The 15,678-nt window shown below is 63.7% G+C and carries 17 protein-coding genes; 13 read left to right on the top strand and 4 right to left on the bottom strand.

The window, feature by feature from the left end; genetic code table 11:
* The first annotated feature begins 82 nt into the window (after positions 1–82).
* The 6 genes from BPNPMPFG_RS08095 (at position 83) to BPNPMPFG_RS08070 (ending at position 5,756) form a co-directional block, all read left to right on the top strand.
* Complete coding sequence (locus BPNPMPFG_RS08095; protein ID WP_258594570.1) at positions 83–1,099, top strand: DUF4424 domain-containing protein; 1,017 nt, start codon at positions 83–85, stop codon at positions 1,097–1,099.
* Positions 1,099–1,617, top strand: coding sequence for a dihydrofolate reductase (locus BPNPMPFG_RS08090; protein WP_258594568.1), 519 nt, complete (start codon positions 1,099–1,101; stop codon positions 1,615–1,617). The genes BPNPMPFG_RS08095 and BPNPMPFG_RS08090 overlap by 1 nt, the downstream gene beginning before the upstream one ends.
* Before the next feature lie 150 nt (positions 1,618–1,767).
* Positions 1,768–2,883: an FtsH protease activity modulator HflK gene (gene hflK / locus BPNPMPFG_RS08085; RefSeq protein WP_258594567.1), complete on the top strand. Its 1,116-nt coding sequence runs from the start codon at positions 1,768–1,770 to the stop codon at positions 2,881–2,883.
* A complete protein-coding gene (gene hflC / locus BPNPMPFG_RS08080) occupies positions 2,883–3,851 on the top strand; it encodes a protease modulator HflC (protein ID WP_258594566.1) in 969 nt (322 codons plus the stop codon). Before hflK ends, hflC begins: the two co-directional genes overlap by 1 nt.
* Before the next feature lie 6 nt (positions 3,852–3,857).
* Positions 3,858–4,046: a DUF2065 domain-containing protein gene (locus BPNPMPFG_RS08075; RefSeq protein ID WP_258594565.1), complete on the top strand. Its 189-nt coding sequence runs from the start codon at positions 3,858–3,860 to the stop codon at positions 4,044–4,046.
* Positions 4,047–4,238: 192 nt separating this feature from the next.
* Entirely contained in the window at positions 4,239–5,756 is a 1,518-nt protein-coding gene (locus tag BPNPMPFG_RS08070; RefSeq protein ID WP_258594563.1) for a DegQ family serine endoprotease, read from the top strand.
* Positions 5,757–5,802: 46 nt separating this feature from the next.
* Here BPNPMPFG_RS08070 and BPNPMPFG_RS08065 read toward each other — a convergent pair whose 3' ends face one another.
* Positions 5,803–6,375, bottom strand: coding sequence for a GNAT family N-acetyltransferase (locus BPNPMPFG_RS08065; protein ID WP_258594561.1), 573 nt, complete (start codon positions 6,373–6,375; stop codon positions 5,803–5,805).
* The gene (gene serB / locus BPNPMPFG_RS08060) at positions 6,372–7,259 is read right to left on the bottom strand and encodes a phosphoserine phosphatase SerB (protein WP_258594560.1); all 888 of its coding nucleotides are present in this window, start codon (positions 7,257–7,259) and stop codon (positions 6,372–6,374) included. Before serB ends, BPNPMPFG_RS08065 begins: the two co-directional genes overlap by 4 nt.
* Here serB and miaA point away from each other — a divergent pair.
* Both miaA and BPNPMPFG_RS08050 read left to right on the top strand, forming a co-directional pair.
* Complete coding sequence (gene miaA, locus BPNPMPFG_RS08055) at positions 7,249–8,217, top strand: tRNA (adenosine(37)-N6)-dimethylallyltransferase MiaA (RefSeq protein WP_258594558.1); 969 nt, start codon at positions 7,249–7,251, stop codon at positions 8,215–8,217. The genes serB and miaA overlap by 11 nt on opposite strands.
* A 128-nt stretch (positions 8,218–8,345) precedes the next feature.
* Complete coding sequence (locus BPNPMPFG_RS08050; protein WP_258594557.1) at positions 8,346–9,137, top strand: GGDEF domain-containing protein; 792 nt, start codon at positions 8,346–8,348, stop codon at positions 9,135–9,137.
* 224 nt (positions 9,138–9,361) lie between these two features.
* Here the strand turns inward: BPNPMPFG_RS08050 and BPNPMPFG_RS08045 are convergent, their stop codons facing one another.
* Positions 9,362–11,194: an ATP-binding protein gene (locus tag BPNPMPFG_RS08045; protein WP_258594556.1), complete on the bottom strand. Its 1,833-nt coding sequence runs from the start codon at positions 11,192–11,194 to the stop codon at positions 9,362–9,364.
* Positions 11,195–11,348: 154 nt separating this feature from the next.
* Between BPNPMPFG_RS08045 and BPNPMPFG_RS08040 the strand changes: the two genes are divergently transcribed.
* The 3 genes from BPNPMPFG_RS08040 to BPNPMPFG_RS08030 are packed head-to-tail and all read left to right on the top strand — an operon-like array spanning position 11,349 to position 12,812.
* Entirely contained in the window at positions 11,349–11,912 is a 564-nt protein-coding gene (locus BPNPMPFG_RS08040; RefSeq protein WP_258594555.1) for a helix-turn-helix domain-containing protein, read from the top strand.
* A 4-nt stretch (positions 11,913–11,916) separates the two neighbouring features.
* Positions 11,917–12,225 (top strand): hypothetical protein, encoded by a 309-nt coding sequence (locus tag BPNPMPFG_RS08035; protein ID WP_258594554.1) that lies wholly within the window; start codon positions 11,917–11,919, stop codon positions 12,223–12,225.
* 56 nt (positions 12,226–12,281) lie between these two features.
* The gene (locus tag BPNPMPFG_RS08030; RefSeq protein ID WP_258596667.1) at positions 12,282–12,812 is read left to right on the top strand and encodes a GNAT family N-acetyltransferase; all 531 of its coding nucleotides are present in this window, start codon (positions 12,282–12,284) and stop codon (positions 12,810–12,812) included.
* A 59-nt stretch (positions 12,813–12,871) separates the two neighbouring features.
* Here BPNPMPFG_RS08030 and BPNPMPFG_RS08025 read toward each other — a convergent pair whose 3' ends face one another.
* On the bottom strand, positions 12,872–13,768 hold the full coding sequence (locus tag BPNPMPFG_RS08025; RefSeq protein WP_319945979.1) for a LysR family transcriptional regulator: 897 nt from the start codon (positions 13,766–13,768) through the stop codon (positions 12,872–12,874).
* 118 nt (positions 13,769–13,886) lie between these two features.
* On the opposite strand from BPNPMPFG_RS08025, the gene tmpA reads away from it, so the two are divergent.
* Both tmpA and tmpB read left to right on the top strand, forming a co-directional pair.
* Complete coding sequence (gene tmpA / locus BPNPMPFG_RS08020; protein WP_258594553.1) at positions 13,887–15,038, top strand: 2-trimethylaminoethylphosphonate dioxygenase; 1,152 nt, start codon at positions 13,887–13,889, stop codon at positions 15,036–15,038.
* The gene (tmpB, locus tag BPNPMPFG_RS08015) at positions 15,035–15,619 is read left to right on the top strand and encodes a (R)-1-hydroxy-2-trimethylaminoethylphosphonate oxygenase (RefSeq protein ID WP_258594552.1); all 585 of its coding nucleotides are present in this window, start codon (positions 15,035–15,037) and stop codon (positions 15,617–15,619) included. The genes tmpA and tmpB overlap by 4 nt, the downstream gene beginning before the upstream one ends.
* The last annotated feature ends 59 nt before the right edge of the window (positions 15,620–15,678 follow it).

The raw sequence follows: 15,678 nt of genomic DNA, 5'->3' as shown, positions 1-15,678 counted from the left end.
GCGCTTGCAGGTGCGGAAGGGCTTTGAAACGCCACATTGAAACGGCTAGGGTCACGCTGGCATTCCAGCCTAGGGGGCTTCGATGTTGCGATATGTTCTGACCGCCGTGCTGGCTCTGTCGGCCGCGCCCGCATTGGCCAATGATTCGGTTGCCGAACTCGGCACCGGCGGCCTGATCCTGTCGCGCAGCGATGCCGTGGCGATGCAAAGCGAGGATCTCTTCATCTCGCCGGAAAAGGTGACGGTCGACTATGTCTTCCACAACAACACCGACAAGGATGTCGACGCGATCGTCGCCTTCCCGATGCCCGACATTTCGGGCGGTCCCGAGGAGATGCCGGCGATTCCGGAAAATCAGAGCGACAATTTTCTCGGCTTCGAGTTGACCATCGACGGCGTCGCCGCCAAGCCGCAGCTGGAGCAGAAGGTGTTCGCGCTTGGCATCGACATCGGCGCCGAGCTGAAAGCGCAGAATGTGCCGTTCAACCCGTTCGGCGACGCGGCGAAGGCGGCACTGGCGAAGCTGCCGCCAGCGGTGGCCGAAGACTGGGCCAACCGCGGCATCATCATCGGAGACACGGTCGACGACAGCGGGGGCGCGAAACCCAACTATGCGCCGTTCTGGCAATTGCGTTCGACCTATTGGTGGCGCTCGACCTTTCCGGCCAACAAGGACGTTCACGTTTCGCACCGCTACAAGCCAAGCGTCGGCGGCACGTCTTCGCTCAGTTTCTTCTATGACGGCAAGTTCCAGGGCCAATACGCCGCCTACAAGACCCGCTACTGCATGGACGATACGTTCGAGAACGCGGTGCGCAAGGCGGCGAAGGATGATCCCGACGGCTATCCGAAGTACAACGAAAGCCGCATCGCCTATATCCTGACCACTGGCGGCAACTGGGCGGCGGGCACCATCGGCAGGTTCAAGCTGACGGTCGACAAGATCAATCCGAAAGCGCTGATCTCGTTCTGCGGCGACAATGTCAAAAAGGTCGGGCCGACGACCTTCGAGATGACCGCGGACGATTTCTATCCCGAGCACGACATCGACATCCTGCTTCTCGATCCATTGGACAGCGATGGCGGGGACGGCAACTGATGCATGTCGCAATCTATGTCGCGATCGCGCAGAATGGGGTGATCGGGCGGGACGGCGGGCTGCCCTGGCGGCTGTCCACCGATCTCAAGCGCTTCAAGGCCGACACGATGGGCAAGCCCATCATCATGGGCCGCAAGACCTATGAAGGCATCGGCCGACCGCTGCCGGGCAGGTTGAACATCGTGGTGACCCGCGACAAGGCCTGGCGCGCTGAGGGTGTCGAGGTGGCGCATACGCTCGAAGCCGCGATCCAGCTGGCAACGGTGCGCGGGCGCTGCATGGTCGGCGTGGACGAGGTCTGCGTCATCGGGGGCGGCGAAATCTACGCCCAGGCGCTGCCGCTGGCCGACCGGCTGCACGTCACCCATGTGCTGGACACGGTCGACGGCGATGCGCATTTTCCCCCAATCGATCCGAATTCCTGGCGCGTGGTCAGCTCGCAGGAGGTTCTAGCCGGGGAAAAGGACAGCCACGCAACGCGCTATTCGGTTTACGAGAGACGCCGCGACGTGCATTGAAAGACGACAAAGGGTCGCGACCGGACCAAATCGGACGAAGTCGGCAGCGCATCGCGTTGAAAGCGTCTCGCGGCGTCCCTATAGAAGAACAACACTGGATTTTGCGCCGTAACATCGGCGCTTGAGGGAATTCCAAGCGAAAGGACATTCATGCCCTGGAACGACAAAAGCGGCGGTGGCGGCGGCCCATGGGGCGGCGGCGGCAACAATCAAGGACCCTGGGGGCAGGGACCAAAGGGACCGAGCGGCCCGCAGGGCTCGCCTCCCGATCTCGAAGACATCATCCGCCGCGGCCAGGACCGGCTGCGGCGCGCGCTGCCTGGTGGCGGTGGCGCAAGCCCGGCTATTTTCGCGCTGATCGCGGCGGCACTTGTGGTGCTGTGGGCGTTCAAGGCGGTTTACACCGTGCAGCCCGACGAGGTCGCGGTTGAACTGCGCTTCGGCAAGCCGAAGGCCGAGCTGTCGCAGCCGGGCCTGCATTTCCACTGGTGGCCGCTCGAAACCGTCGAAACGGCCAAGATCTCCGAACAGCTCGTCGACATTGGCGGCGGCAACACCAGCGGCAATGGCCTGATGCTTTCGGGCGATCAGAACATCGTCAACGTCCAGTTCTCGGTGGCTTATCAGGTCTCCGATCCCCGGGCCTATCTGTTCGACGTCTCCGATCCCGACGGCATGCTGCGGCAGGTTGCCGAAAGCGCCATGCGCGAAGCCGTCGGCCGCCGGCCGGCGCAGGACATCTTCCGCGACGACCGCCAGGGCATCGCGGCTTCCGTGCGTGAGATCATTCAGACCACGCTGGACGGCTACAAGGCCGGCCTCAACGTCAACGCCGTCTCGATCGAGGATGCGGCACCGCCACGCGAGGTGGCCGATGCGTTCGACGAGGTGCAGCGCGCCGAGCAAGACGAGGACAAGTTCGTCGAGCAGGCCAACCAGTACTCCAACCAGAAGCTCGGCCAGGCACGCGGCGAGGCGGCACAGGTCCGCGAAGATGCGGCCGCCTACAAGAACCGGGTCGTGCAGGAAGCCGAAGGTGAGGCGCAGCGCTTCATCTCCGTCTATAACGAATATGCCAAGGCGCCGGATGTGACACGCAAGCGCCTCTACCTGGAAACCATGGAGAAGGTTCTGAAGGATTCGAACAAGGTGATCGTCGAGCAGGGCAACGGGCAAGGGGTCGTCCCCTATCTGCCACTGCCGGCATTGCAACCGAAACCGCCAGCACCGGCCGCCCCTGGTGGCGTGACGGGAGGTAACCAGTGATGGCCAATCGTCTCCCCATCATCGTCGTCGCCGCGGCCGTCATCCTGTTCCTGCTCTATTCGTCGGTCTTCGTGGTCAATGCGCGCCAGCAGGCGCTTGTGCTCAGGTTCGGCGAGATCGTCGCCGTCAAGAGCGAGCCCGGCATCTACTTCAAGGCACCGTTTTCGTTCTTCGACGCCGATACTGTGCAACTGATCGAGAACCGGGTGCTGCGCTTCGACCTCGACAACATCCGCGTCCAGGTGTCGGGCGGCAAGTTCTACGAGGTGGATGCCTTCATCGCCTATCGCATCTCGGATCCGCGCGTCTTCCGCGCCGCGGTGTCCGGCCAGATCGAACTGGCCGAAGCGCGGCTGAGGACGCGTCTCGACGCTGCTTTGCGCCGCGTCTACGGTCTGCGCGCTTTCGAGGCGGCACTCTCCGAAGAGCGCGCCGTGATGATGCGCGAAGTTCGCGATCAGCTTCGGCCCGACGCCACGTCGCTCGGCCTGCAGATCGAGGATGTCCGTATCCGCCGCACGGATCTCACGGCCGAGGTTTCGCAACAGACCTACGACCGCATGAAGGCGGAACGCCTGGCAGAGGCCGCGCGGCTGAGGGCACGCGGCAACGAAGCGGCGCAGCGCATCACCGCCCGGGCCGATCGTGAGGTGGTCGAGATCGTTGCCGAAGCGCGAAAGGAGTCCGAAATCCTGCGCGGCGAGGGCGAAGCCCAGCGCAGCGCCACCTTCGCGGGAGCCTATCAGCGCGATCCGGCCTTCTTCGACTTCTACCGGTCGATGAATGCCTATGGCACAGCGCTGGACAACACCGGAACGACGATGGTGCTGTCGCCGAACTCGGAGTTCTTCCGCTTCTTCCGCGATCCGGATGGCAAGGAGACGCCGGCGAAGCCGGCTTCGCCCGCGCCAACCGCGCCGGCGACGGCACCTGCCGCGCCGGCGGCACAGCCCAGCACCGGCCAGTAGCGGCCGGTGCAGGATTTTCTCGCCGCCATGGGCCTTGTCCTCGTGATAGAAGGCTTGGTCTATGGCGGCTTTCCTGGCCTTGCCAGGAAGCTTGCAACCGAAGTGCTGGCGCTGCCCGAGAATGCGCTGCGGATCGCCGGGCTGGCGGCGATCGCCATCGGCGTCGGCATCGTCTGGCTGGTGCGAGGCGGATGAGGGCGGCGAGCTTCGATCCCTGGGATACGAGTTTCGATCCCTAGGATACGAGCTTCGATCCTCGGGATAAATAATGATTTATCCTGTGCCGATAGTCATAGCCGCAAACGTGCCGTATTTTTTGCCAACATGGCGTCACGCGGCGTTTTCGTCGAAGCGCCTTTCTTTTCAAGAATACCGGGAGGCTTCTCGATGACATCCAACACCCTTTTGCACGCGGCACGGCGGACGCTCATCGCCGGCGCGGCAACACTCCTTGTCGGCGCCGTTGCCGTCCCGTCCTACGTGACGCCGACATTTGCCGCTGACGGGCCTGCTTCGGTCGCCGACCTGGCGGAAGGCCTGCTCGGCGCGGTGGTCAACATCTCGACCTCGCAGACGGTGAAGGGCACGGAAGGTCCGGGCGCTGTGCCGATGCCGCAGTTGCCAGAAGGCTCGCCCTTCCAGGATTTCTTCAACGATTTCTTCAAGAACCGTGGTGGCGACAAGGGCAATGGCGGGCAGAAAGTACAGTCGCTGGGTTCCGGCTTCGTCATCGACGCGGAGCAGGGCATCGTCGTCACCAACAACCACGTGATCGCCGATGCCGACGACATTGAGGTCAATTTCTCCGATGGCATCACCTTGAAGGCGACGCTGGTCGGCACCGACACCAAGACCGACGTCGCGGTGCTCAAGGTCGACCCGAAGGGCCACAAGCTGACGGCGGTGAAGTTCGGCGACTCCACCAAGATGCGCGTTGGCGACTGGGTGATGGCGGTCGGCAATCCGTTCGGCCTCGGCGGCACGGTGACGGTCGGCATCGTCTCGGCCCGCAACCGCGACATCAACTCCGGTCCCTATGACGACTTTATCCAGACCGACGCCGCGATCAACCGCGGCAATTCCGGCGGACCGCTGTTCAACAGCGCAGGCGAGGTCATCGGCATCAACACCGCGATCATTTCGCCGTCCGGCGGCTCGATCGGCATCGGTTTCTCCATTCCCTCGCAGCTCGCCTCGGGCGTCGTCGACCAGTTGCGCCAGTTCGGCGAGACGCGGCGCGGCTGGCTCGGCGTGCGTATCCAGCCGGTGACCGACGACATCGCCGAGAGCCTGGGCATGACCACCGCCAAGGGGGCGCTGGTCGCTGGCGTCATCAAGGGCGGTCCGGTCGACAATGGCACCATCCAGGCCGGCGACGTCATCATCAAGTTCGACGGCAAGGACATCCATGAAATGCGCGACCTGCCGCGCGTCGTCGCCGAAAGCCCGGTCGGCAAGGCGGTCGACGTGCTGATCGTGCGCAAGGGCGTCGAGCAGACGGTGAAGGTGACGCTCGGCCGGCTCGAGGATGGTGAGAAGCTCGCCAGCGGCGAGAACGGCAGCAACACCGACCAGGGCAAGGGCGACAAGGCTCCGGCCGTCTCGACGGCTTCGGTGCTCGGCATGACCGTTGGCGAACTGAACGACGAGACGCGCAAGAAGTTCAGCATCGCGGCCGATGTTTCCGGCGTCGTCATCACCGACGTCACCAAGGATTCGGCCGCCGCCGAACGCGGCATCCAGCCCGGCGAGGTGATCACCGAGATCGCGCAGGAATCGGTTGCCACGCCCAAGGACGTCATGGACCGGATCGGCGCGCTGAAGGAGCAGGGGCGCAAGAATGCGCTCTTGATGCTGGCGTCGAAGACCGGTGAGCTCAGGTTCGTGACCATCCGGATGGACTGAGGTCCAAAGAGCATTTAGTGCCCGGATTTTGATACGAAAAAGGCGGCTATCGAGCCGCCTTTTTTCTTGCCTGCCACTCCTGGCGTGACAATCTGTAGAGGACATGCCGCTTGAGCGCCGGATGGCTGTCCGGGACGCCGGGATGGTCGAAATCGCAGGCCGGGTCGGCACGCATGCCAAGGCGTTTCATGACGGCGGTGGAGCGATGGTTGTCGGAGACCGCGAAAGACACGATTTCGTCCAGGCCGAGCGTTTCGAAACCGTAGGCGAGCCAGGCCTCGGCCGCCTCGGTGACGTAGCCTTTGCCCCAGAATTCCGGGGCGAGACGCCAGCCGATCTCGATCGTGCCGGCGGGCAGGACGTCCATATCTTCGGTCCCGGTTATCCCGACAAAGCCGATGCACTCGCCCGTGGCCGCAATCTCGACCGCGGCGAAGCCATAGCCGTCCTCATCGATCCACGCGCGGACCTCGTCCATCTTGGCGTTCGCGGCGGCACGGTCGCGGCGGAACGGAAAGAACTCCATGACCCGTTCGTCCGAGTTGATCCGGTGGAACAGTGCGCGGTCGCGATCCTCCCAGTTGCGCAGGATCAGGCGTTCGGTACGCATTGGTTTCATTGCACAAACTCTTCTTGGCTATAGCCCTGCACATAGAGCAACGCCGTGAGGTCGCCATGGTCGATGCGAACCTTTGCCTGCGCCGCCACCGTCGGCTTGGCGTGAAGCGCGACACCGGTACCGGCCAGGCGGATCATGTCGAGATCGTTGGCGCCGTCGCCGACAGCGATGGCGTCGGCGGGCGTCAGGCCGAGGCGCGCTGAAATCTCGATCAGCGCGTCGGCCTTGGCCGCGCGGCCGAGGATCGGCTCACCGACCAACCCGGTGAAGCGGCCATCCTGTTCGAGAAGGCGATTGGCGCGGTTCTCCTGGAAGCCAAGCATGGCCGCGATGCGCGTCGTGAAAACCTCGAAGCCGCCGGACACCAGCGCCGTCCAGGCGCCGTTGGCGCGCATGGTCTGAACCAGCGCGCGGCCACCCGAGGCCAGCGTCAGGCGATTGGCGACGATGCGGTCGACCACCGCCGCGTCGAGGCCCTTCAGCAATGCCACTCGCTCGCGCAAGGCCGGTTCGAAAGCGATCTCGCCATTCATCGATCGCGCGGTAATGGTGGCAACCCGCTCCTTGACGCCGATCTCGTCGGCCAGCTCGTCGATGCATTCCTGGTCGATCATGGTCGAATCCATGTCGGCGATGAGGATTTTCTTGCGACGCGTTTCAGCCTGCTGGACGATCACATCGACCGGTTCAGCGGCCAGTGCCGCGCGCAAGGCGGCACTCACATCGGCGGCGTCAGCTTCCCCAGGCAAGGCAAGATCGCAGGCAATCCCGTCGGCAAGCCAGACAACAGCGCTTGCGTCGACCGACCGTGACGCCATATTCGCAAGCGACAGCGACAAAGCGCGGTCGGCGGGACGGGAAACAAGCGTGGCGATGAGCGGCATGGAAGATTCCGGCGGACGGGCGGGCGAGGGCCGCGTGAAGAACGCGATCCTGATAGCCGGGCCGACCGCCAGCGGCAAGTCGGCGCTCGCACTCGATCTGGCCGAGCGCAAGGGCGGCGTCATCGTCAACACCGATTCCATGCAGGGCTATTCGGTGCTCAACGTGCTGACCGCCCGGCCGGGAGCGGCAGACCTCGCCCGCGCGCCGCATTTTCTCTACGGCCATGTTCACCCCGCCACCGCCTATTCCACCGGCGCCTGGCTGCGCGACGTGATGAAGCTGATCGACGACGGCACGTTCTTCGAACGGCCTGACGGCACGCTCTTCGAACGGCCTGTGATTTTTGTCGGCGGCACCGGGCTCTATTTCCGCGCGCTTGCCGAGGGCATTTCGGAAATGCCCGACATTCCACAGCGGGTCCGTGACCGCTGGCGCTACGAGCTGAAAGAGCAGGGCGCCGTCAAGCTGCACGGCTTGCTGCTGCGCGAGGATTCAGCGGCCGCCATGATGCTGAAGCCGACCGACAGCCAGCGTATCGTGCGGGCACTGGAGGTGCTCGACGCGTCGGGCCGTTCGATCCGGGAATGGCAGGCAGAGCGTGGCCGGCCGCTCATCGACAGGGAGAGTGCGCATTTCTTCGTGATCGAGCCGGACCGGGCGGCGCTGGTCAGCCGGATCGAGGCGCGCTTCGATCAGATGCTGGACAAGGGCGCGCTGGAGGAGGTCAAGCAACTTGCGGCGCTTGGCCTCGACCCAGACTTGCCGGCAATGAAGGCGATCGGCGTTCGCGAACTGCAGGCGGCGATGGCCGGAGAGCTTGGTTTTCCCGAGGCGATCGAGCGGGCCAAGATCGCGACCAGGCAATATTCCAAACGGCAAACGACCTGGTTCAGGCATCAGCTGGGGCCGGAATGGCAAAGATTGCACCCCGGTGACGATCTGGAAACCACGATCTGATCGCTATTTTCATTGCAACCTGAAAAGTTGACGTGCAAGGAAAGGTTCCCGTTGCGGTTGTCCGAATTAACCCTCCGTAAGGCGGGCCATGCCATAAGGTCGGTGGGCACTTTTCCATCGGGGAGCAGATGCGTTTCCACAAGGCGGAATCAGCGTTTTTCGTCTTTATCTTCGTGATCCTGGCCGCCGGCCTGGTGACGCTGCATGCCTATGGGCTTCTGCAATCCTTCGCCACGGAACTCCACACGGCGTCGGGCATGGACAAGGTCATCTATCTCAATAAGCTGTTGTTCGCGACCGGCGTGCTTTTGGCCACGGCGCTGTTCTTCGGCATTTTCTTCATCTATCCGCTCATCCGCAAGCAGGCGACGGAAGAAGGCAAGCTGCGCGCCATGACGGTTTCGCTCAGCGCCCGCTCGGAAACGCTCGAGCATGCGGCCCTGACCGACGGCCTGACCGGCATGCAGAACCGGCGCTATTTCGACGATGCGCTGAAGGAGTATCTCGAGGAGTTCCGGCGCATCGAAAAGCCCGTCGGGCTAATGATCCTCGATCTCGACCATTTCAAGCAGGTCAACGACACCCATGGCCATGATGTCGGCGACGAGGTGCTCAGGGCCGTCGCCAGCTGTCTCAAGGACATGACACGCTATCACGACGTGGTGGCACGGTTGGGCGGCGAGGAGTTCGCCGTGGTTACGCCCAACATGGACGCCGAACTTCTGGGCAAGTTTGCCGAACGCATCCGCAAGGCGATTGCCAACATGTCGGTACTGTCAGGCAACGTCCGCCTCAAGATCACCACCAGCGTCGGGCTGGCTGTCTGGGACCGCAAGGAAACGGCGGAGGAGTTCTATCGCCGTGCCGACCGCCAGCTCTATGAGGCGAAGAGGCAAGGCCGCAATCGCGTCTGCGCCTAAAATCCCGAAGAAGAATTCATGAGGCCGGTCGCCTGACTCGGCTTTCTCGACTTCCGGTGCTCACGGACTAAATGTCCGCTCCGCTCCGGCTTCTCGAAAGCCACGTCATTCAACTCGGCCTGATGAATTCCCTTTCGGGATTTGCCCATGCTCGCCAACGAAACAGAGCTCTTGGACGCTTGACGTGGTTTCTCAACTTGTCGGCAGAAAGACGTAACGCAGGTTCAGTCGTTTTGCGGACGCAGGCCGAAGGTCGCGGGCTTGAGGCCGTAGCGCATGTCGAAATCGTCGTCTGATGGTCCGCGGGCGGCCGGCGGCTTGCGGTAATCCGGATCGCCGGCCTGGCGGCCTGAATCGACGACTTCGGCGAAGGCCATCGCCTGCTGTGTTGACTTCGGCACGTTGCGCAGCCGCTCGACGATTGCCACAAGGTCGACATCCTCGCCTGACTTCGACGATGCTGTCTCATCGCGCTTGGCCGTACCGGGGAGCAATTCCGGGGACAGTTTTTCGAACTTCAGCCGCATGGTCGTCGCCACGCCTTCGCCGAAGGCAATGGCCTCGCGCTGGCCCATGGAGGACAGGAAAGCCAGCGTCGAGGCCGATGAGTCTGCAATCGCCGAGCGGATGATCGCCTGGTCCTGCTCGTTGGCAAGCCGCATGGCGAAGAAGGTCGAGCACTGCGACAGGATGGTCGGGTCGAGCTCGCCCGGTCGCTGGGTGACGACGCCGAGATAGCAGCCATATTTGCGGCCTTCCTTGGCGATGCGCGACAGCGCGTGCCTGGTCGGCGCGAAGCCGAGACGCGGATCGGCCGGCATGTAGCGGTGCGCTTCTTCGCACAAGAACAGAAGCTGCAGCTTGCCCTCGCTCCACAGAGCGAGGTCGAAGGCCAGGCGCGCCAGCACCGAACAGACGGAATTGACCACTTCGGACGGCATGCCGGCCATCTCGAAGCAGGTCACCGGGCGGCCATGATGCGGCACGCGGAAGAGGTTGCCGATCGTCTCGTGGATGGTGTCCTCGATCAGGCGCGAGTTAAACATGAAGCGGTAGCGTGGATCGGCAGCCGCCGATTCGACGCGCGTCTTCAGGGACTTCAGCGTCGGGCGATCGTTCTTGCTTTCGAGCAGGCCCATACGCTCGTCGATCTGCTTGATGAGGTCGGCGATGCGGTAAGGCACCGGCGTGTCGGCGGTCAGCGCATCGCTGCCGCGCCGCAGATAGGCGCCCGAATTCGGGTTGCGGTAAAGGTTCTTGGCGGCGGGGATGAGGTCGCGCAAGGCGTCGATCTCCTCCGGCACGGTCTCGCGGCCGCGAAACAGCACTTCGGCGAATTCCTCCAGCTTGAACATCCAGAACGGAAGATCGAGCGTCTTGGAATCGACCCTGACGCAATATTCGGGCAGCGACGCCGCGAACTCGTTGTGCGGATCGAGGATCAGGATGCGCAGATCCGGCCGCGCCGCGATCGATTTGCGCAGCAGCAGCGAGACGGCGGTGGATTTGCCGACGCCGGTGGTGCCGACAATGGCGAAGTGACGCGCCAGCGTATCGTCGATGGCGATGTTGGCGGCGATCGTCTCGTCCTGCGAGAGCGTGCCGATGGTGATCGAATGACGCCCGGCCAGATCATAGACCGCCTGCAGGTCACGGGTGCGGATGCGATGCGCGACGGCGCCGATATGCGGATAGGTGGTGATACCGCGGTCGAAGACCGGCTTGGCGCCGGGCTCGGCTCCGTCGCGGACTTCGCCGATCAGCTCGATGCTGACCTCGATCGGGTTTTGGCCTTCATTGCTCCAGGCGCGGTCCGACTTGCCGATCCCGTAGACGAGGCCGACGGTTCGCGTGGAGCCGAGATTGATGGAAATCATCTTGCCGACCGTCCACAGGCCGGTCACAGCGCCGTCGATATCGTCCGCATAGGCACTGATGGTGGCGCGCGCGCCGTCGCATTGCACGACATTGCCGAGGATGCGCCTGTCGTTCTGCTCTGCGTTGCGGCGCTCCTGCGATGTCGGTTCTCCGACGGAGGCTTCGCGTTCGACATACATGGATCGGCCAACCCCATTTCCCCTGGAGCGGCGATCCTACAGGAGTGCGGTTAAGGCGGGATGAGGTTGGATGGTGTAGAGACGATTAAGGAGCCTGAGAAAATTGTCGCGAGACGGCTCTTTCCCGGCATCGAGATTTCGCTATAATGGACGTATGGATGATATAGCGAACGATATTTCTTCGACCATCGGCAGAAGGATCCATGCCGAAAGGATCATGCGGGACTGGTCGCTGGCCGAACTGGCGGAGCGTTCCGCTGTGTCGAAGGCGATGCTGAGCACGATCGAGCGCGGCAAGACCAGCCCGACAGCGGCGCTTCTGGTGCGCATCGCGGCGGCCTTCGGCATGACGCTGTCGAGCCTGATCGCGCGCGCCGAACTGCAAGGCGGCGGGCTGCTGCGCGAGGCCGATCAACCGGTTTGGCGCGATCCCGATACCGGCTATGTCAGGCGGCATCTGTCGCCGGCCTCGGACATGCCGCTGGAGCTGATCAGGGTGCGGTTGCCGGCGGACGCCAGGGTCAGCTTTCCCGCAGCCTCCTACGCTTTCATCAAACAGCAGATATGGCTGATTTCCGGGCAGCTCGAATTCGTCGAAGGCGACAGGGTGCACAGGCTTGAACCCGGCGACTGCCTGGCGCTCGGGGCGCCGTCGGACTGCACCTTCCATGCCCTGGCGCCGGGCGCCGACTATCTCGTCGCGCTGGTCAGGGGCTGAACTCATGGCCAGACAACCAAAGCGCTCCCACAATGGGGGACCGCCTCTCGATGAGTACAAGGGGCCGCCATGGGGCAAGGGCGATCCCTACATCTTCCTTGCCTGGCAGGCCGCCCATGCCAAGGCGTGGAAGGCGCCGAGCCACGAGGTCATGCTGCTGCGCATGGACAAGGCCGAGCGGCTGGGCCTGACCTATGAGGAGTACACGCTCGAGATTCTGGAGCGCGGGCGGCATCTCAGGGAAGAGGACACCGAGCGCATCGGCGCCATCAAGGCCGCACGAAAGCGACGCCGCGTGCGCCATCTGGACTAGGGCGATGTGCCCGCATCAGACTTTCCATCACAATTTAAATTACAGGACATTCCATGATGAAGCCCATCGATATCAGAGCGGTGACTTCGACCCAGGAAACACTGGACATGCTGGCCAATCTGCTGATCGAGACGGTGGCGACCGGCGGATCTGTTAGCTTCATGCATCCGCTGGTACCGGAAGCGGCAAGCGCATTCTGGGACAAGTCGCTGGCTGCGGCGGCAAGAGGGGAAAGGGCGGTGCTTGGCGCCTGGGACGGCGAGGCCCTGGTCGGCACCGTCACCTTGCTGCTCGACTGCCCACCCAACCAGCCGCACCGGGCCGAGATCGCCAAGCTGATGACACGCGTCGATCACAGGGGCAGGGGTGTCGGCACGCACTTGATGCGGGCGGCTGAGCGCCTCGCCGTGGAGCAGGGCCGCACGCTTCTGGTTCTGGATACCGCGACCGAGGACGGCGCTTCCGGTCTCTACGAGAAGCTTGGTTTCACGCTGGCGGGCGAGATACCGGACTATGCCTTGAAGCCGCATGGTGGGCTGACCGGCACGCTGATCTACTGGAAGCGGATAGGCACGTCGTCCAGCTGATGCATGTCGCCCAAAAGTGGCCCGGGTTTTGGGACAACGACATGCATAGAGACAAGACCTCATGTCGCTAGTGTCGGCGCCATTCCGGAGAGGCGCGACAGCAACCACTGGTGGAATTCCTGCTCGGCACTGGTCAGGCGCGCGGTCGATGCCTTGGTCAGGAAATGGCCCGAAGTGCTGGAGAGTTCGAAGTCGGAAAGCCTGACCAGCATTTCGCCGTCGAGCGCGGCATCGACCAGCGGCCGCGAGCCCAGCAGCACGCCGGCGCCGGCTCTGGCCGCCTCCATCGCGGCGACGAAGCTGTCGAAGCGGTGCGATCGCCTGGGATGGCCGGCCAACCCCGCGGCCGCGAACCATTCCGCCCACATCTCGCGCGCGCCTGCGACCAGAAGCAGGGGCAGGGAGGTCCAGTCGGCGTCACCGGCCAGGGCCGGGGCAGCCACCGGCACGAGCCGCTCGGCGGTCAGCCTGTCGGCCTCGCGTCCGGCAAAGGATCCGTTGCCGAAACGGATGTCGAGCACTGAACCCGGCAGGTCGTAGTCGGTCGGTCGGTGGATCGTCACCAGGTCGAGCTGGATGCGCGGCAGCGCCTTGGCCAGATCGGGCAGCGCCGGAACGAGCATCAGCAAGGCAAAGGAGATCGGCGCTCGCAGCGTCACGGTCTGGACGGCGCGCGGCTCGAACAGTTCGGCGGTGCTGTTGCCGATGGTGGCGAAGGCCGACTGGATGTGGGGCAGGTAGGCGGCGCCTTCCGGCGACAGCGCGACACCGCGCGCCAGCCTGGAGAACAGACGGGTCTTCAGCCGTTCCTCGAGAAACCGGATGTGCTGGCTGACGGCCGCCTGGGTCAAACCAAGCTCGGCTGCCGCGGCGGTAAAATTCGACAGCCGCGCCGCGGCCTCGAAACTGCGCAGCCAGTCGAGCGGTGGCAAGGGCGGGACAATCGTTCTAGGCATTAGCAATTCATGGCCATTGGCCGAAAAATGATAATTTCAGTTATGCCTTCCACCCGGTCAACATGCAATCGAAACCTGCGGATCGGACCGTGGGCGTAGCGGACAGGAACGGATCTCCATGCTTACCCACGCGCTGATCGGCGACGAAGGCAAAACAATCGACCTTGGCTGGAAGGACGGGACGCGCACCCGCTTTCACGCCATGTGGCTGCGCGACAATGCACTGGACGACAAGACGCGCAGCGCGGGCAACGGCCAGCGGCTGATCACCATTCTCGACATACCCGCCGGGACGAAGATCGGCACGGCGTCGATCAAGGGCGATGCGCTCGAGGTCAGCTTCGTGCCGGAAGCAAAGACGGTGAGCTTTCCCGCGGCCTGGTTGAGCGCCAATGCCTATGATCGTGACGCGGCCCGCCAGCCTGGTTGGACCGGCGAGGGCATCGTGCGATGGACCAAGGCGACGATGCAGAATTCGGTGCCGCGCGCCGGCTACCATGCCGCCAGCCGCGACCGTGCCGTGCTGCGGCAATGGCTGTCGGCGGTGAAAGCCTGTGGCTTCGCGGTGATGGACGATCTGCCGACCGAATCCGGAGCGCTTTGCAAAGTGTCCGATCTGTTCGGCTACATCAGGGAGACCAATTACGGGCGCTGGTTCGAAGTCCGCGCCGAGGTCAACCCGAACAATCTCGCCTACACCAATCTCGGCCTTCAGGCCCACACCGACAATCCCTATCGCGATCCGGTGCCGACGCTGCAGATCCTGTCTTGCATCGAGAATACGGTGGAGGGCGGCGAGTCCAGCGTCGTCGACGGTTTTGCCGTCGCGGCCGCCCTGCAGACCGAGAACCCCGAAGGTTTCCGGCTGTTGAGTTCATGCCCGGCGCGTTTCGAATATGCCGGTTCGTCGGGTGTGCGGCTGCAGGCGAAGCGGCCGATGATCGAGCTCGGGCCCGATGGCGAGCTGATCTGCATCCGCTTCAACAACCGCTCGCTGGCGCCGACGGTCGACGTGCCGTTCGCCGACATGGAGACCTACTACGCCGCCTATCGCCGGTTTGCCGAACTGATCGAGGATCCATCCTTCGAAGTGACCTTCAAGCTCGAGGCGGGCCAGGCGTTCATCGTCGACAACACCCGCGTTATGCATGCGCGCAAGGCATTTTCCGGCACCGGCAAGCGCTGGCTGCAAGGCTGCTACGCCGACAAGGACGGCCTGTTGTCGACGCTGGCGGCGATTGAACATGGTTTCAAGGAGGCGGCGGAATGAGCGGCCAGGATTTGAACGCGGACACCATCGTCGAGTTCATCGCCGACATCTTCGAGCGCCGGGGGGCCGAATCCTATCTCGGCGAACCCCTCACCATGTCGGAGCACATGCTGCAGGGCGCGTGGTTCGCCGAGCAGGACGGCGCACCGGACGAGCTGGTGGCGGCGGCCCTGCTGCACGACATCGGCCACTACACCAGCGAATTCGGCACCTATTCGCCCGAGGATGTCGAGGACAAGCATCATGACGAAGCCGGCGGCGAGGTGCTGGCGCCGTTCTTTCCGCCGGTCATCGTCGAATGCGTCAGGCTGCATGTCTCGGCCAAGCGCTATCTCTGCGCTACTGACCCGAGCTATTTCGGCAGGCTCTCGCAAGCCTCGGTGCACACGCTGTCGCTGCAGGGCGGGCCGATGAACGCCGACGAGGTGGCCGAGTTCCGCAAAAACCCGTTCCATGAGGAAGCGGTTCGGGTCCGCATCTGGGATGAGAGCGGCAAGATCGCCAACATGAAGACGAGGACGTTTCGCGATTATGTGCCGCTGCTGCAGCGGGTCGTTCGCGACTTTCGCGATCGCACCTGACCGCAACCCATCACGAGGGGAGACAGTCATGTGTTTCTGCTTCGACGGGCAAGGTGCGG

Origin of the sequence: Mesorhizobium sp. AR07 (genome assembly GCF_024746815.1) — a bacterium.
GTDB lineage: Bacteria > Pseudomonadota > Alphaproteobacteria > Rhizobiales > Rhizobiaceae > Mesorhizobium.
Note: the sequence above shows the minus strand (reverse complement) of the source record. Positions and strands in the feature narration are given on the sequence as shown.

Bases quoted from the DNA above. Each gene is read 5' to 3' on its own strand.
- BPNPMPFG_RS08095 (WP_258594570.1), top strand. From the start codon at position 83: ATGTTGCGATATGTTCTGACCGCCGTGCTGGCTCTGTCGGCCGCGCCC.
- BPNPMPFG_RS08090 (WP_258594568.1), top strand. From the start codon at position 1,099: ATGCATGTCGCAATCTATGTCGCGATCGCGCAGAATGGGGTGATCGGG.
- hflK (WP_258594567.1), top strand. From the start codon at position 1,768: ATGCCCTGGAACGACAAAAGCGGCGGTGGCGGCGGCCCATGGGGCGGC.
- hflC (WP_258594566.1), top strand. From the start codon at position 2,883: ATGGCCAATCGTCTCCCCATCATCGTCGTCGCCGCGGCCGTCATCCTG.
- BPNPMPFG_RS08070 (WP_258594563.1), top strand. From the start codon at position 4,239: ATGACATCCAACACCCTTTTGCACGCGGCACGGCGGACGCTCATCGCC.
- BPNPMPFG_RS08065 (WP_258594561.1), bottom strand. From the start codon at position 6,375: ATGAAACCAATGCGTACCGAACGCCTGATCCTGCGCAACTGGGAGGAT.
- miaA (WP_258594558.1), top strand. From the start codon at position 7,249: ATGAGCGGCATGGAAGATTCCGGCGGACGGGCGGGCGAGGGCCGCGTG.
- serB (WP_258594560.1), bottom strand. From the start codon at position 7,259: ATGCCGCTCATCGCCACGCTTGTTTCCCGTCCCGCCGACCGCGCTTTG.
- BPNPMPFG_RS08050 (WP_258594557.1), top strand. From the start codon at position 8,346: ATGCGTTTCCACAAGGCGGAATCAGCGTTTTTCGTCTTTATCTTCGTG.
- BPNPMPFG_RS08045 (WP_258594556.1), bottom strand. From the start codon at position 11,194: ATGTATGTCGAACGCGAAGCCTCCGTCGGAGAACCGACATCGCAGGAG.
- BPNPMPFG_RS08040 (WP_258594555.1), top strand. From the start codon at position 11,349: ATGGATGATATAGCGAACGATATTTCTTCGACCATCGGCAGAAGGATC.
- BPNPMPFG_RS08035 (WP_258594554.1), top strand. From the start codon at position 11,917: ATGGCCAGACAACCAAAGCGCTCCCACAATGGGGGACCGCCTCTCGAT.
- BPNPMPFG_RS08030 (WP_258596667.1), top strand. From the start codon at position 12,282: ATGAAGCCCATCGATATCAGAGCGGTGACTTCGACCCAGGAAACACTG.
- BPNPMPFG_RS08025 (WP_319945979.1), bottom strand. From the start codon at position 13,768: ATGCCTAGAACGATTGTCCCGCCCTTGCCACCGCTCGACTGGCTGCGC.
- tmpA (WP_258594553.1), top strand. From the start codon at position 13,887: ATGCTTACCCACGCGCTGATCGGCGACGAAGGCAAAACAATCGACCTT.
- tmpB (WP_258594552.1), top strand. From the start codon at position 15,035: ATGAGCGGCCAGGATTTGAACGCGGACACCATCGTCGAGTTCATCGCC.